General features: G+C 57.7%; 13 protein-coding genes, 1 tRNA gene and 1 pseudogene. 5 read left to right on the top strand and 10 right to left on the bottom strand.

The window, feature by feature from the left end:
- Positions 1-8: 8 nt before the first annotated feature.
- Complete coding sequence (locus ROO76_09210; protein ID MDT8068327.1) at positions 9-833, bottom strand: hypothetical protein; 825 nt, start codon at positions 831-833, stop codon at positions 9-11.
- Between the two features lie 116 nt (positions 834-949).
- A complete protein-coding gene (locus ROO76_09205) occupies positions 950-2,521 on the bottom strand; it encodes a UbiD family decarboxylase (protein ID MDT8068326.1) in 1,572 nt (523 codons plus the stop codon).
- 283 nt (positions 2,522-2,804) lie between these two features.
- On the opposite strand from ROO76_09205, the gene ROO76_09200 reads away from it, so the two are divergent.
- Positions 2,805-3,923, top strand: a complete 1,119-nt coding sequence (locus tag ROO76_09200) for a nucleotidyltransferase family protein (GenBank protein MDT8068325.1) — start codon at positions 2,805-2,807, stop codon at positions 3,921-3,923.
- Positions 3,924-4,066: 143 nt separating this feature from the next.
- Entirely contained in the window at positions 4,067-4,885 is an 819-nt protein-coding gene (locus ROO76_09195) for a hypothetical protein (protein MDT8068324.1), read from the top strand.
- Between the two features lie 7 nt (positions 4,886-4,892).
- On the opposite strand, the pseudogene ROO76_09190 reads toward ROO76_09195, so the two are convergent.
- Both ROO76_09190 and ROO76_09185 read right to left on the bottom strand, forming a co-directional pair.
- Positions 4,893-5,380, bottom strand: a pseudogene (locus ROO76_09190) (metallophosphoesterase family protein).
- 85 nt (positions 5,381-5,465) lie between these two features.
- Positions 5,466-5,539 (bottom strand) — tRNA-Gly (locus ROO76_09185).
- 244 nt (positions 5,540-5,783) lie between these two features.
- Here ROO76_09185 and ROO76_09180 point away from each other — a divergent pair.
- Both ROO76_09180 and ROO76_09175 read left to right on the top strand, forming a co-directional pair.
- On the top strand, positions 5,784-6,548 hold the full coding sequence (locus ROO76_09180; protein MDT8068323.1) for a helix-turn-helix transcriptional regulator: 765 nt from the start codon (positions 5,784-5,786) through the stop codon (positions 6,546-6,548).
- A gap of 270 nt (positions 6,549-6,818) precedes the next feature.
- Positions 6,819-7,661 carry a hypothetical protein gene (locus ROO76_09175; GenBank protein ID MDT8068322.1) on the top strand — a complete coding sequence of 281 codons (843 nt, stop codon included), beginning with the start codon at positions 6,819-6,821 and terminating at the stop codon, positions 7,659-7,661.
- 131 nt (positions 7,662-7,792) lie between these two features.
- Here ROO76_09175 and ROO76_09170 read toward each other — a convergent pair whose 3' ends face one another.
- Positions 7,793-8,134: a hypothetical protein gene (locus ROO76_09170; protein ID MDT8068321.1), complete on the bottom strand. Its 342-nt coding sequence runs from the start codon at positions 8,132-8,134 to the stop codon at positions 7,793-7,795.
- A 68-nt stretch (positions 8,135-8,202) separates the two neighbouring features.
- Positions 8,203-9,147, bottom strand: a complete 945-nt coding sequence (locus ROO76_09165; protein MDT8068320.1) for an aldo/keto reductase — start codon at positions 9,145-9,147, stop codon at positions 8,203-8,205.
- A gap of 351 nt (positions 9,148-9,498) precedes the next feature.
- On the opposite strand from ROO76_09165, the gene ROO76_09160 reads away from it, so the two are divergent.
- On the top strand, positions 9,499-10,554 hold the full coding sequence (locus ROO76_09160; protein MDT8068319.1) for a class I SAM-dependent methyltransferase: 1,056 nt from the start codon (positions 9,499-9,501) through the stop codon (positions 10,552-10,554).
- A 368-nt stretch (positions 10,555-10,922) separates the two neighbouring features.
- Here ROO76_09160 and ROO76_09155 read toward each other — a convergent pair whose 3' ends face one another.
- The 4 genes from ROO76_09155 to ROO76_09140 form a co-directional block, all read right to left on the bottom strand.
- Positions 10,923-11,582 (bottom strand): response regulator transcription factor, encoded by a 660-nt coding sequence (locus ROO76_09155; protein ID MDT8068318.1) that lies wholly within the window; start codon positions 11,580-11,582, stop codon positions 10,923-10,925.
- Positions 11,557-13,302, bottom strand: coding sequence for a histidine kinase (locus ROO76_09150; GenBank protein ID MDT8068317.1), 1,746 nt, complete (start codon positions 13,300-13,302; stop codon positions 11,557-11,559). Before ROO76_09150 ends, ROO76_09155 begins: the two co-directional genes overlap by 26 nt.
- A 237-nt stretch (positions 13,303-13,539) precedes the next feature.
- The gene (locus ROO76_09145; protein ID MDT8068316.1) at positions 13,540-13,770 is read right to left on the bottom strand and encodes a hypothetical protein; all 231 of its coding nucleotides are present in this window, start codon (positions 13,768-13,770) and stop codon (positions 13,540-13,542) included.
- A gap of 88 nt (positions 13,771-13,858) precedes the next feature.
- A partial coding sequence (locus ROO76_09140) for a TROVE domain-containing protein (protein ID MDT8068315.1) occupies positions 13,859-14,634 on the bottom strand: 776 nt, incomplete at its 5' end.

The following is a 14,634-nucleotide window of genomic DNA, read 5'->3' as shown; positions in this document are numbered from 1 at the left end:
GGCGCACCTCAACGCTTCTTGCGTGATCGTACCTTCGCGATTGGGGCGAAGCGGAGACTCGTGAGTAAGGTTGATTCGGTTTCGCCGAGGTAGGGGCCGGCGCTGATCAGGGCGCTGCGGTGGCCGTTGCTGTATACGTAGCGATCGGATTCACACAAACCGCGATACTTGCCGGAGAGATCATGGCAGGCTTCGACGATGACAGCGGTAAGGACCTGCCAGCCGCGCCTTGGCTTCGTCAAGCGGGCGTCGTAGCGGGTGCCGTTGGGTCCATTCACGTACCAGCCTTTTTCATCCTTCTCCATGAATTGAGCGGCGGCGGTTTCGAGATCGCCATCTACGATCTCGATTTCCATGCGGCCAACAGGACCGTCGGCGTCGGTGTTGCGCACTATTTCCGACGGATATTTCGAGAAGATGACGAAGCTGCAGGGGTTGTCGGGCTTGGGTTGAGTGGGCGTTTGGCCGGACCCGGATTGTTGCGGGGCCGGGGTTACGGTCTCGGTTTCCGGCGCGCCTTGAGAGAGCGGTTCAGTCGGCCGCGCGGAGGGCGCGGATGGTTGCGGCGCGGGGTTGGTGTCGTCAGTTGCGGTTTGTGATTGGTCGTCCCCTGCGAGTTCCGGGTGCGCTTTTTCGTATTCGGACGCGCGTATCAGTTGCCAACCGGGAGGGATACGAAGGGAGGCGCCGCACCCTTGGAGCGTCGGTGGGGGCGGGGTAGCGGGAGCGACAGGTTTCCTCTTTTTCGTTGTGCGGTGTTGGGCGGCGAACGAGGTGCAGGCGAGTGCGAGGATCGCGACGATCAGGGTGAGCAGTGTACGGGGACGGATCATGTTGAGAGTGAATTTACATCAGAATCAAGGCCGGTGCAGAGTGCATAGAGGAATGCAGGTCCCTCGACTCGGGCTGAAGCCCCCACTCGGGATGACGGCGCGGTGGGTGGAAACACTCATTCGATGCCGAATTCTTTCCAGCGGCGGGTAACGCGGTCCTTGATTTCGGGGGACATTTCGAGGACGTCGGGCCAGGGGCGCTGGAAGCCTTCGCTGGGCCACTTGCGGGTGGCGTCAATGCCCATCTTGGAGCCGAAGTCTGGCAGGCGCGAGGAGTGGTCAAGCGAGTCTACGGGGCCGAGAGTGAATTGAATGTCGCGCTCCGGGTCGATGTTGTTGAGCGCTCGCCAGACGACTTCGCGCACGTCCTGTACGTCGCAATCGTCGTCGACGACGACGATGCACTTGGTGAACATGGCTTGGCCGAGCGACCAGATGGCGTTCATCACTTTTCGCGCCTGGCCCGGGTAGCTCTTCTTAATGGAGACGATCATCAGGTTGTGGAAGACGCCTTCGGGCGGCAGGTTGACGTCGACCAGTTCCGGGATGGTGAGCTTCATCATCGGCTTGAAGATGCGGCCGACGGCTTTGCCCATCCACGCGTCTTCCTGCGGCGGACGGCCGACGATGGTGGCAGAGTAAATGGGATTTTTACGGTGCGTTACGCACTCGACGTGGAAGACCGGGTAGAGGTCTTCGAGCGAGTAGAAGCCGGTGTGATCGCCGAAGGGGCCTTCGGTGCGGAGTTCGTCGAGTTGAACGTAGCCTTCGAGGACGATTTCCGCGGTGGCGGGGACTTCGAGGTCGATGGTTTCGCACTTCACGAGTTCGACGGGCTTGCTGCGCAGGAAGCCGGCGATCATGAACTCCTCGACCTCAGGCGGTGCGGGGACGATGCTGGCGAACATCAGTGCCGGGTCGGTGCCGATAGCGACGGCGACTTCCATTTTTCCGGCGACGGTTTTGCCGGTCGAGATGCGGGCTCCGCCGGAGGAGCGCGCCATCATGTCGATGGCGGCGGCGCGAGCATTGGCCTGGCCCTTGGCGGCTTCGGCGCGGAGGCGTTCGCGATAGTGCTCGGCGCCGACTTTGTGGCGCTGCCAATGCATGCCGGTTGAGTTGCGGTCGTAGACCTGCATGCGGTAGGTGCCAACGTTGCGCTTGCCAGTGTTGGGGTCGCGAGTAATGACTTCGGGAAGCGTGATGAAGGGGCCGCCGTCCTTCGGCCAGCAGGTGAGGACGGGGAATTCGGCGAGGTTGACGTCACTTCCCTTCTTGATGACTTCTTTGCAGGGGCCGCTGGAGACGACCTTGGGGAAGAAGCTGCCCATTTCGGCGAGCATGGGGAGCATCTTCACTTTGTCGAGGAAGCCCTGCGGGGACTTCACGTCCATGAAGCCCTTGATGCGCTCGGCAATGGCGTCGAGCGCGGGCGTTTCGAGGGCCATTTCCATGCGGCTCTCGGAGCCGAATTGGTTGATGAGAAGCTGGGTACCGGGATGTCCTTTAACGTTTTCGAAGAGGAGCGCGGGGCCGCCGGGGCCTCGGCCGTCGCGGCTGGGCCACTTGGAGACGCGATCCGTGATCTCGGTGATTTCGAGGTTGGGATCGGCTTCTGCCTTGATACGCTTGAGTTCGCCGGCACGGTCGAGGGCGGCGATCCATTCGCGAAGATCGTTGTAGGCCAAGGGGGCTCCAGTTCGGAGAAATTAGATGAAAGCAGATTATAGAAGAAGAAGCCATCAGCAATTAGCAATTAGGAAGGGCGTCGCAATCCGCAAGGGTTCTTGGGTCACCAAGCTCCGAAGAGGTGCGCCAGAGTGTAAATCTGCGCCTTTGCTAGTTACTAATGGCCGGTTGCTTTCGCATTGCGGATTGTGGATGGCGTCCTTCGCTGCCAACTCCCCTTCGAAAAGGCTCATCCAAAGCTGTTGATCAGGAAGATCACTATTTTCAGGAAGGCACTCCTACATGGTTTCTCAAGAACGCGAATACATTCACGCTTTGTCGTTGCTCACGTTGGATCCTGCGCAGGCTGATGAGGCGGTGAGGTACGTAGCTGGGTTGACGGCCGCAGAGCGGGAGACGTTTGTCTCGATGGCGGATTCGAATCATGTGGTGCTGCGGGCGCTGGAACCGTTGCAGAGGGTGACCAAAACACCCATATCTGCGAAAGACGCGCAGATGTGGAGCACCGAGGCCAGCACGAATTCGGAACTGGCGCAGTGGGCGGCAGAAGTAATGGAGCGGGAGCACGCGCGCATCGATAACGCGGTGCGGAAGCTGCACGAGATTGTGAGCGCACTGGAAGAGGGCGGCTGTCCGACGACGGTAATGAAGTCACTGGACCATTGGCCAGATTTGGGGAATGACCTGGATTTGTACACCACGGCGGATGAGACCCGGGTCTGCGATGTGATGACGAAGAGGTTCGGGGCGCATATTGAAGACAGGAGTTGGGGTGACCGCCTGGCGAATAAGTGGAATTTTGCGGTCCCGGGGCTGCCGGAAGCCGTGGAGGTTCATGCCAAGCGGCTGGGACAGACGGGCGAGCACACGGCAATGGCACAGCGGTTTGTGAGCCGGCGGGTCGAGAAGAGTGTTGGTGGGCTGAATTTCCCGGTGCCGGCTCCGGAAGAGCGGATCATTGTCGCGACGCTACAGAGAATGTATCGGCATTTCTATTTCCGGGTGTGCGACATCGTGAATACGGCGGCACTGGTGGAGTCGGGCACGATTAACTACGGCGAGTTGCAGCGCGCGGCGGAGATGGGCGGCATCTGGAAGGGCGTGTGCTCGTACCTGAAGATCGTGAACGATTATGTAAAGCAGTACCGCGGGACGGATTTGCCGCTGCCGATGCGGGTAAGAGATGAGGCGCCGTTTGGCGGCGAGAAGACTTACGTTCGGGGAAAGTTCATCCGCGTGCCAATCATGCCGCAAGGCGCGACGCTCTATACCGCCCAGGTAACGCACACGGCGTTGCGCGGCGACGTTCCCGCGACTTTCCGGCTGTCGCTGCTTCCCTACCTGGCGACGGCGGCGGCGATCAGTTTCAAGATGACGGGAAGCGATAAGGGGATCTGGTAGGCAGGTACCGAATACCGGGTACCGAGTTCTCCGTTCTCCGTTCTCCGCGAAATGCGACCACATATTGTTCTTGAGCGGCTGACTTAGCCAACTACTTGCGGGAGGTGTATGCTTTCGCCGGCTCAACTGGAAGGAGCTTATGTATGCGCCTCCTGGTAGCGGTACTCATGCTGGCAAGCTGCACGTATGGGCAAACTGGAATCAAGATCGTGCAGCGAATACAGACGACCGGCGTCACGGGGATGCCTGGGCCTGCAGAACGCACAATCATCACCTACGCACAAGGCACGAACCGGCGCACAGAGTTTCCAGCATTCGAGCCGCTACGAAATGTCGTGCCGATGAAGATGATCGTTATTCATCGGTGCGATACTCGCGTTCTTTACGCACTGAATCCCGATAAGCACGAATACACTGAAACACAATTACCTTCGCCAGAAAATGAAGCAAAGGTCAGACAAGAAACTCAACGCAAATGGAGTAAAGGTCCGCCCAATCTTGTAATTGGCACGGCAACGCTTGACACAGGTGAAACCAAGCCTGCCTTTGGCCATACGGCGCGTCATTACATAACAACAATCAAGCAAATCCCTGCGCCCGAGCTCGGCCAACAGCCGAGCGAAGCAATCCAAGATGCCTGGTACCTCGACATTCCAGACGTCACGACTTGCGAGCCAGTTTCGCACCGGCCCGGTGGCTTAATAATCCTACGGGTTGGCGGCGAGCAGGCGGCTGAGGAAGTTCGACCGGAATTCAGATATTCCGGACCAGAGTTGCACGGGCTAGTTCTTTCGGAGAAGACGACTACGCGCTCAGTGCAAGTTTTTCAGACGGGAGAGAAGCATAACACTGAGATGACCACCTCGCGCGAGATCGTGGAAATATCCGACGAGGCGATCGATCCCGCGATCTTCGAGGTGCCCGCAGGGTTCACTAAAGTCAAGCAACTCACCCCGTACTAACTTCCCACTACTCCTCCAGCAGGATGATTTCCGGAAGTAGTTCGCCGTTTTTCACCTGAATCTTCCCTACGCTAATTGGTAATGAGAAGCGCCTTGGGCCGGCGCTGCCGGGGTTGAAGTAGAGGACTCCGTTTTTGAAGCAGTATTCGGGCTTGTGGCTATGACCGTAGATTACGGCGGCGAAGCCGGCGGCGCGGGGGTCGAGGTCGAGGACCTTCAGGTTGTGAATCATGCGATCTCGACGACTTCGGTCGGCGGATACTTCTTCGTAAGAGGTTCGCGATCAATGTTTCCGTAGATGGCGTGGACTGGTGCAATTTTCTTCAGGGCGGAAATAACGTCCGGTGAACCGATGTCTCCCGCGTGAAGGATCAGGTCAGAGTCTCGCAGGGCTTCGAGGGCGGACGGGCGGATGCGGGAGTGGGTGTCGGAGATGAGGCCTAAAACCCGGTTCTCAGTTCTCAGTTCCTGGTTCTCAGTTAGTTTCCTGGACATAGAAGTGCCGAGGCTACCCTGAAGCTCTTCAACAAGATTGTACGGGGTAACTCAGAACCGAGAACGCTGAACTGGGAACTGCCTTTGGAGCGGGGTACGGGAATTGAACCCGTGTCACCGGCTTGGGAAGCCGGGGCACGACCACTATACCAACCCCGCTCGCCAGGGTCAGGATAACACTGGGACCAATATCGGGCAAAACGCGTCCGGTTGCAAAGGACGCTGAGCAAAAGACCACCATCTTGCCAAGTGCTGGAGATGCGGGGCATGGAATGAATGCCTTGGGTCATTTTCTTGAAAACGAATCTCAGGGCATGGCAGGTTTTGCTTGTAGGATTGAGGATTTTTCGTAAGACTCTCCCTTTTGAGACTGCGTGCGGTTGGGCAGTAAGGGAGGTTACTGGTGACGGCCGGCGAGAAGCTTCGCGCGCTGCGGGAACGGCTGGGATTGAGCATCCGCATGGTGGAAAGTGCCAGCGAAAAGCTCGCGATCAAATACAACAATCCGGATTATTTCATTTCCCTCAGCCGCCTTTCCGATATCGAAACTAAGGGCATCATCCCGAGCATTTACCGGGTTTACTCGCTGTCCGTGATTTATCGCGCCGATTACCACGAGGTCCTGAAGATGTACGACCTGGACCTGGGGCGCATACCCACGGACCTGACGATGTTCGATACGCCAAATTCGGGGCTGGCGCCGGCACTGGAACATCAGGCGCAGGCCGAAATGCCATTGATCATGGATCCGGGGTTCCGGGGGGAGTCGACGACGCTGATTGTACGGATGATTCAGCAGTGGGGGACGGTACCGATGACGCTGCTGAAAAACTTCCTCGACCGGAAGTACACGTATGGGTACATCGGGGCAAAAGACTGGACGATGTATCCTCTGCTCTCGCCTGGGGCATTTGTGCAAATCGACGAAAATCGGACGAAGGTGGCGGATGGCGGATGGCGCTCCGAATATGAGAGGCCGATCTACTTCGTCGAGATGCGGGATGGGTTCACTTGCTGCTGGTGCGATCAGGAGGGATCGATACTGACCCTGCGCTCGCATCCCATGTCTCCGGTGAAGAACAGGACGGTTCGGTTAGGGTCCGAGGCGGAGATACTGGGACAGGTGGTTGGGATAGCGATGAGATTGGACCAGTTCTCGGGGAACTAAAAGAAATAGACACTGGCCGGCGAATGCCCCGGAACGCAAGCTTTGCGCGGTCGAATCATTCCGGGCAGGCGTCAAGAGGTATTTTGTTCCACTTTCGGAACATGAAACGCTACTTTGATTTTTCAGCATAACCTACACTGCCGATTCACCTTAGCACGGTAAACAAACCCAACTTGAAGGAGTTCACCGTGCAAGATGTTCTCGCAATCACCCTGCTTCTAATTGCCCTGGCAACCGGAACGGCAACCTCAACGACCACGGTTTCACCGAATGGGCAGGGCGGCGGCTCACCCACTTGCGACCCCGCTGTCCAAAAGTGCAGCTAACGGTTGTGCGGCGCCGGGTTTCAGGAATATCCTGAGCCCGGCGCTCATGACCATCGCATTGACCGAATACATCATTGTACCGTTGTGTTTTGCGCTTCAGCTGGCAACGGCATTGTTCATCCTGCGCCGAAAACAGCTCCAAACTTTCCCTGTCTTTTTTGCCTACACGATTTTTCATCTGATTCAGGGGGTTCTCTCTTTCGTTACCTACCAAGTCTCCTATGCTGCCTATTTTTACAATTGGTGGTTTGGCGAGATGCTGGATGTCTTCTTCACGTTTGCGGTGATACAAGAAATATTCGCTGTCACATTCCAGCCATATCACGCGTTGCGCCGTTGGGGGAACCGATTGTACGTTAGTGGCGTGCTGCTCCTTTCCGCGATTGCGCTGTTCATGGGAATTCAACATCCGGAGGGCTATACTCCCCGAGTTTCTGCACTGCTCACCCTGGATCGATCGGCAAGTTTCGTAGAAGTTGGTCTATTGTTCTTCCTGTTTCTCTTCTGTCGGCTGTTTGGAATGACGTGGCGTCATTACGTGTTTGGGATAACTGCCGGATTTGTCGTGATGGCCGCGATGATGACAAGCGGTGAAGCGGTGCGCACTCGCTTTGGAATCTCGGTCGATGCCTGGGTTACCATGCTCAACGCCATAGCATTCACACTTGCCGTCGGGATCTGGACCTATTACTTTGCGTCCGAAAAGAGCCGTGTACGACTCGACGAGGTCCCGGGAACGGAGCGGCTGGTTGCGTGGAATAAGGCGCTGGGCGAAATCGGGCGCTAGCCGCGGACCTGGGTCGAATCGCAAAATCAATTACGGGAATTCGTGATTCTGGAACGAGCTCCTTGTGCGTGAGCGGTTGCGGTTTTGTGCAAAGAAGGCGCCGGTGTTCCACTATCAGAACAGATAAACACTTACCGACGGCCTGCATCGAAAAGTGACCGGATTCCCCCGCCAATCAGTGAGGCCGTATAAGCGAGCACCAGACCGATAATCGCGATCGTCATCAGATCCGGGGCGGTATTGCCGAGTTCGGTGCGGAAGGCCTTGAGATGCACAGAGGACCATTCCGCGGCAACTGGGGAGAGGGCGAGAAGCACCACAAGAGGAAATCGCCATCTCCGAACGGTAAAGCCTACCAGCGCGGCGAAAAGGAAAAGGAGTGCGGCAAGCCAGACGACCGGACAATTCTGCCAGTCTGCTGCAAACAACACGACAATCCCAATAAACGAAAGAAAGATTCCGCCGGTTTCCATGAAGCCCACTGAGAATACCCAATCATACAAAACTTGCGAACGATGTGGGGCCAAGTGACGCTTTCGCGCTATGCGCTGGCATCATTCAGCAAGTGGACCTCGCTTGCACTGAGATGGAGATGAACGGAAGCCTGCAACTCACTCCACTGCTCGACGCTGGTGGCGCTGGCAAGAGGAGCGACAACCGTCGGCCTGGCGATTAGCCAAGCGAGCGCGACCTGCGCTGCGGTGGCGTGCTTCTGGCGCGCAACCTGATCGAGCGCACTGAGGATACGGTATCCGCGCTCGTTCAGGAACTTCTTCACGCGGGAGCCGCGAGGGCTCTGTGCGAGATCCCTTTCGGAACGATATTTTCCGGTGAGGAATCCTGAGGCGAGAGAGAAATACGGCAAGACGCCGAGGCCGGATTCTTCACAGATGGGAAGAAGATCGTTCTCAAACGGTTCGCGAGCATAGAGGTTGTACTCGGGCTGGAGAGTTTCGTAGCGTGAATAACCTTTTTGCGAACTGACCTCGAGCGACTGCTGGAGACGGGCAGCACCATAGTTGGAAGCGCCAATCGCGCGAACTTTGCCCTGCTTAATTAGGTCGGAGAATGCACCGAGGGTTTCTTCGAGCGACGTACCGGGATCATCTTCGTGCGATTGGTAAAGATCAATGTAGTCGGTCTGGAGACGACGAAGAGAGTTCTCGGCGGATTGCATGATGTAGTCGCGCGAGAGACCCTTGCGGCCATCTCCCATCTGCTTACCAACCTTGGTTGCGATGACGATCTTGTCGCGCTTCCCCGTTCTCTTGAACCAATTGCCGATGACGGTTTCGGATTCTCCGCCGATGTGTCCGGGGACCCATGTGGAGTAGACATCGGCGGTGTCGATAAGGTTCAACTGCGAATCGACGAAAGCATCCAGCAGGCGGAAGGATGTTGCCTCGTCGGCCGTCCAGCCGAAGACGTTTCCACCAAAGGCGAGCGGGCCGACTTTGATTCCAGAGTTTCCCAGATTACGTTGCACGAACTCCTCCCAGGATCGATTCGAGAATCTTGCCATCTGGCGATCGAGTCATCGTGCCATTGAAGTACCTCACGCTCTTAATGGCGGGATGCAGACCAGTAATGGCAAGAAGACATTTTACAGATTCGGAAGACGAAAACCGCAGCCGAGGCGCGTCGACAAGGCCTCCGCCTGCCGATAAGGGCAGAGATGGATCGTGGGCACAAAATTGGGCAGGCTTTCAGGTACGGAGTGTAATGGAGAAAAACTGGCCGGGGTAGTTTGAAGAGACCCTGCATTTGTGGTCCAATGTTGCCACTGTCCCACCGCAACACGGGGTGCATCACAACTTAGAAATGTGAGAGGTACACGATGGCTACCAGCATGCAGCCGCAAGCTTCTTCGCGCCAGTCCCATGCGACAGAAGCGCGACCCACACCGAATCGAATCTTCAATTCCCTTTTCGCTTACAAATTGAGCGCCGCCTTAAAGGCCGCAATCGAGTTAGACCTGTTCTCGGCAATTGCCGAAGGTGAACGCACGGCAGAGGCGCTTGCGCTGCGCACGCAGGCTAGCGCGCGGGGAGTACGGATTTTGTGCGATTTCCTGTCGATTGAACACTTCCTGGAAAAACACGGTTCCGAGTATCACCTGGCTCCGGATAGCGCCGCGTTTCTTGACCGACGCTCACCAATGTACCTGGGTGGTGCCGCGGGGTTCCTGGCGAGCCACGAGATGATCGCCCACTTCAATGATGTCGCTGGAGCGGTTCGTCGCGGTGGTGCGGCAGAAGGCGAGGAGACGCTGCAGCCTGAAAACGATTTCTGGATCAGTTTTGCGCGAAACATGGCGGGGATTGCTGGGTTCGGAGCAGAGATGCTGGCGCAGTTGCTGGCGCGGCTAGATGTGCCGGTCAACAAGGTGCTCGATATCGCGGCGGGCCATGGGATGTATGGCGTGACGCTGGGACGGCATCATCCCAAGGCAAAGATCGTGGCGCTGGATTGGCGGAACGTCCTGGAGGTCGCGGCGGAAAATGCCGATCATGCCGGGCTCGGCGATCGGTTCGACAAAATTCCGGGAAGCGCTTTCGATGAAGAGATGGGTACCGACTACGACCTCGTGCTGCTGACGAATTTCCTGCATCATTTCGATCCGCCCACGAACGAAGTCCTGCTACGAAAAGTTCACAAGGCGCTGGGTCCGAAAGGGCGAGTGGTGATTCTGGATTTCGTGCCGAACCCAGACCGCATAACGCCCCAGGAAGCTGCCGAATTCTCCTTGACGATGCTGGTAACAACGCCGAAGGGGGACGCCTACACGTTTGCGGAATTCGAATCGATGCTGAAGAATGCCGGGTTTGCGACGGCAGAGTTGCATCCGTTGCCGCCAACAGTGCAGCAGGTTGTTATCGCGAGGAAGGATTAAGACAGGCGAGGGTGAAAGACCGAAGGCAAAGGTGGCCTGCGGGACAAAATCTCGATTGACAAGACCCACATCTGCTGAAAACGGCAGATGTGGGCACGAGCTTTCCATTCAGGCTTAATTGCAAAAAAGAGGTCGCTGCGACGTGCGTCGCAGCGACTGAGCGGTGCATGCGAATGAGTGGCTTCTGGGCCCAACAACGGATGAGTACCAGAAACGTGGATTGGGGTTCCGGGGGAGGGACAAACCCTTTATCCGCAAGCAGAATAAGGGCGAAACCGAGTAACAACAATCGTCAGAAGGGTGTATGGGTAGCTCTACGGAAGGTGCAGAAGCACGTACATCCAACGATGTAGACGGTGAGGTGTACCTTACTTCGCGTGACCCAAGCCGTGGTTCATTGCAAATACAGCGAGTTCCAAACGGGTGGAAACGCCTGTTTTGTCAAAGACATTGGCAAGGTGGCGCTTCACGGTGGCTTCGGTGATTCCGAGGCTCTCGGCGATTTCCTTATTCGAGCCCCCGGCGGAGATGAGTGCAACGAGTTGTAACTCGCGGTCGGTGAGGCCAAAGCGAGCATCACCAGGGGCTGGAGTACGAACGATCTCCGCCAGAGTGCTTCGATCAAGCCAGTACTGACCGTCCATAACACAGCGAATGCTCTTGATGAGGACGTCGATGGCGCTGGTTTTCATGACGACGCCATGCGCGCCAAGGCGAACGGCTTCATTGATCTGGCCGCGATCGATGGCGGCGGTCAACATCACTACGTTGACGGAATTCGGCATCAAGCGGAGTTCGCGGAGGACCTGCAGGCCATCGGTGCGCGGCATGGCGAGATCGAGGAGCAGAACATCGGGAGAAAGCTTGCGGACACAATCGAGGGCTTCGTCGCCATCGGAGGCTTCTCCGACAACTTTGAAATCAACCTCGGTCTCCAGGATACGGCGGAGGCCATTGCGCACGAGCGAGTGATCGTCGGCAATGACGATTCGGACGGGACCCTTATCGTGTTGAGACTCGAGCGGCATGAACCTCCTTGGGAACGACAACCTCTATGTTGGTGCCTTTCCAGGAATGCGACTCGATGTATAGTTCCGCACCCAGAGCGCGAACGCAATCCTTAATTACAGCAGGGCCAGCCTGGGCGGCATCGAGTTCCGAGAGGCTCAGACGTCCCTGAAAGTTCAACCCGCGACCGTCGTCTTCCATGGTCAGGCGGACGCAGTCAGGTTCGTCCATCAATCGTATCAGCATTGCCTTGGCGCGGCTGTGCTTCCGCACGTTGACCATGGCTTCGTGTGCGATTCGGGCCAGTTCGCGACAATCACCTTCGGATAAATCGATCGCGGTTCCGGACGGCACGTTGGATTCGAAGTGCGCTGAGATGTAGGTGTCATTGGCAAACTTGCTCGTCGCAGACGAGAGGAACTCCAGGAGGCGGTCGCTGGTAACCTCGATGGTCCGGGAGCGCTGCACCATCTCACGGAGCTGTTGAAGCTGCTCGTGGATGGTCTGCTGCATCTGCTGGAGTTCTTCGCCGATGCTGGGGTAGTCGCGTGCGGCGTTGCGCAGCAAGTAAGTCTGCATCTCGAGACCGAAGAGCGACTGGACGACGCCGTCGTGAAGCTCGCGGCCGAGACGGGCACGCTCCGCGGCGCCGGCTTCACTGCGGAGGCGCTCGTTCACGTCGATGCTGTAGATGGCTGGGATCAGGTGCTTAATGCTGCGCTGGAGAAAATGCAGCGGCGCCTTTCCCCATTTTCCATCGTGATTGTTGATGATGGCGGCGAGAACCGACCAGTCGGGTGTGGCGAAGCGGACGGCCAGGGCGTTGCGATCGCAGATTTCGTTGAGAAGGCCGGAAGAGATTTCGTGGTTGATCGTATAGAGGTTGTCGGGAAGCAGGACGGCGATTCGGATCTGGCGCTCAGTACGCGACAGGCGCGCGGCGGCACCAGATGGGATCTTGGTGAAATCACGAATTTCGCCGAAAGGAATCTCGTGAGGTTCGGGGTTGTGGCGCTTCTGGTTGCGAGTGATCCGCCAAACACGGCCGCGTCGCTGGGAATGGTCGTCGAGGTAGAGGACGGCTTCGTCGCCCTCAAACAGGGCGAGGACTTCCTTGAGGAGATTGCCAATGATTTCGTTGATGCGCGTGCCCATTTGGGCGACGGTCATGAGCCTGGCAAGCGAGGCTTCTTCGGCGCGGGCACGGTTCTGCTGTTCGCCAAGGAAACCGGCGAAAAGGCCGGTGACGATCATGTAGGAGGCGCGGGTGGAAAAACGCGCCATCAGGACGGGGTCACCGCGAAGGACGTGCGAACCGGGCAGAACGGACTCCAAGCGCAACAACAGAACCATAAACAACGTTGTGACGGTGGTGAGTTGGAACCCCCAACGGTATGCCGCCGCGAACAAAACGAAGATATAGAGCACGAACACCGGGCTATTGGGGCCCTCGGCGGCGACGGAGATCGCGGATGGCCATAACATGTCCGCGACATGAACTGCGACGAGAAAGGCCGTGGTGTGCCGGGGGGAGACAGTAACGGTTGCGAGAATGGCTCCGCTGTAAACGAAATAAAGAGCGGAGACGGCGATGGAGTTGGAGAATCCGTTGCCGTGCGAGGCGGAACTGAGGAAAACGATTACGAGAAAAGTACCGGCCAGCACGAGGCGCGCGGACGCGAGAACGGTCTCGATCCGGTGTTTCTCATGAGGAGCCCAAGATTCGTCGAAGGCAAACACCCAGCCCTCTCCCGTTTGGCGATGTAAATAATATCTGAATTATGGCCCAGAATTGGCCATTTTTCCTATAGTTCTTCGATCTCTCGATGAAAACGTACCCGCCCCGCCCTCTCCCGTCGAATGGCACGACTGCGACCACGCCCGCCCGATAGTTAATGACAGCGACCCCCATGCCGTGGGAGTTCTTGAGTGAGATGCGGGAGACGTGGAGTGCAGTCCAGATTTAAGGAGCGGTTGTCAGGCGGTGTGACGGAAGGAGATGAGATCCCATGAGCCGTCCGGAATGGTCGTCTGGCGGCGGAGGATGTAGAGATTGCCATCGTTCGCCTGGACTTTAAAGAAGAGGTGCTCGGGACCGTACCACTGGTCGACCACTTCTTCGACGAGGTACTCGTGCTCGCCCATGCGGAAGCGGACGGGGCGTTCACCCTCCTTGCGCGCGGAGTAGCACTCGACATGCAGCCTCATATTTTCTATTGTCCGACTAATTCAGGAACCAGAGCTGGAAAATTAAGAAAAGAACCACGTCTGCCAAAAGCGGCAGACGTGGGGCACCTCAGTTAATTGTTTCGAGTGCGCGGATGTACTCAACGACCGACTCGCTCCAGCCGTCGATGTGCGTCCACTTGCCGTAGCCGACACCGTTCTTGTAGCTGGCCACGTTGATCACGTACCCGCGACCATTCGGTACGGGCACAGAATCGTGAGTCTGCTCGTCGGTGATGACGATGAGACGATCGTATTTGTCATCGACATCGCGAACGGCCTGCCCCAGGTACGTGCCCTGGTGCGCCTGGCTCGTGTTGATGGCGTCGCGCAGTGCGAAGCCACGACGCGACGGCACCCGCTTCGTCACGTTCGAGAAGCTGTAGACCGCTACGTCCTCGCAGATTTCGCGCAGCAGGATCGCCAGCCCGAAGGCGGCGTCCGTGCGCTGCATCTCCGAACGAGCCGAGAGCGAAGCGTCCATGCTGCCGGATACGTCTACGAGCAGCACGGTCTTGCCCGCCAGCTTTCCGACGTTCTCAACCGAGGAGAACATCTTCTTCTCGAGCGTGTCCTCCCACTGCGGCGCATAACGCGCAGCGGCGATGAAGCGGAACGGCAGCACGCGGTCGGTCTTCATCGTGCGGATCGCGTCGAGCACGAGCTCCTCGTTCACGCCCGCAGCGTGCATGTTGCGCAGGTTGCGGAGCAGTGCGAGCGCGCCGAGCTTGCGCTCGGCAAGCAGGCGCTCCCACGTCTCGCGCTTGTCGCCGCCGCCCGAGAGTGCGACCTCCCATGTGTCCGGCGTGACCAGATCGCCATCGACGAGACGCTTCCAGAGTGCAA

Source organism: Terriglobia bacterium (assembly GCA_032252755.1).
Lineage (GTDB): Bacteria > Acidobacteriota > Terriglobia > Terriglobales > Acidobacteriaceae > JAVUPY01.
The sequence above is the reverse complement of the archived record's forward strand: the minus strand, read 5'-3'. Positions and strand labels throughout refer to the sequence as shown.

Coding starts and splice junctions, on each gene's coding strand:
- ROO76_09210 (MDT8068327.1), bottom strand. CDS start 833: ATGATCCGTCCCCGTACACTGCTCACCCTGATCGTCGCGATCCTCGCA.
- ROO76_09175 (MDT8068322.1), top strand. CDS start 6,819: ATGGGCAGGGCGGCGGCTCACCCACTTGCGACCCCGCTGTCCAAAAGT.
- ROO76_09195 (MDT8068324.1), top strand. CDS start 4,067: ATGCGCCTCCTGGTAGCGGTACTCATGCTGGCAAGCTGCACGTATGGG.
- ROO76_09200 (MDT8068325.1), top strand. CDS start 2,805: ATGGTTTCTCAAGAACGCGAATACATTCACGCTTTGTCGTTGCTCACG.
- ROO76_09160 (MDT8068319.1), top strand. CDS start 9,499: ATGGCTACCAGCATGCAGCCGCAAGCTTCTTCGCGCCAGTCCCATGCG.
- ROO76_09145 (MDT8068316.1), bottom strand. CDS start 13,770: ATGAGGCTGCATGTCGAGTGCTACTCCGCGCGCAAGGAGGGTGAACGC.
- ROO76_09170 (MDT8068321.1), bottom strand. CDS start 8,134: ATGGAAACCGGCGGAATCTTTCTTTCGTTTATTGGGATTGTCGTGTTG.
- ROO76_09155 (MDT8068318.1), bottom strand. CDS start 11,582: ATGCCGCTCGAGTCTCAACACGATAAGGGTCCCGTCCGAATCGTCATT.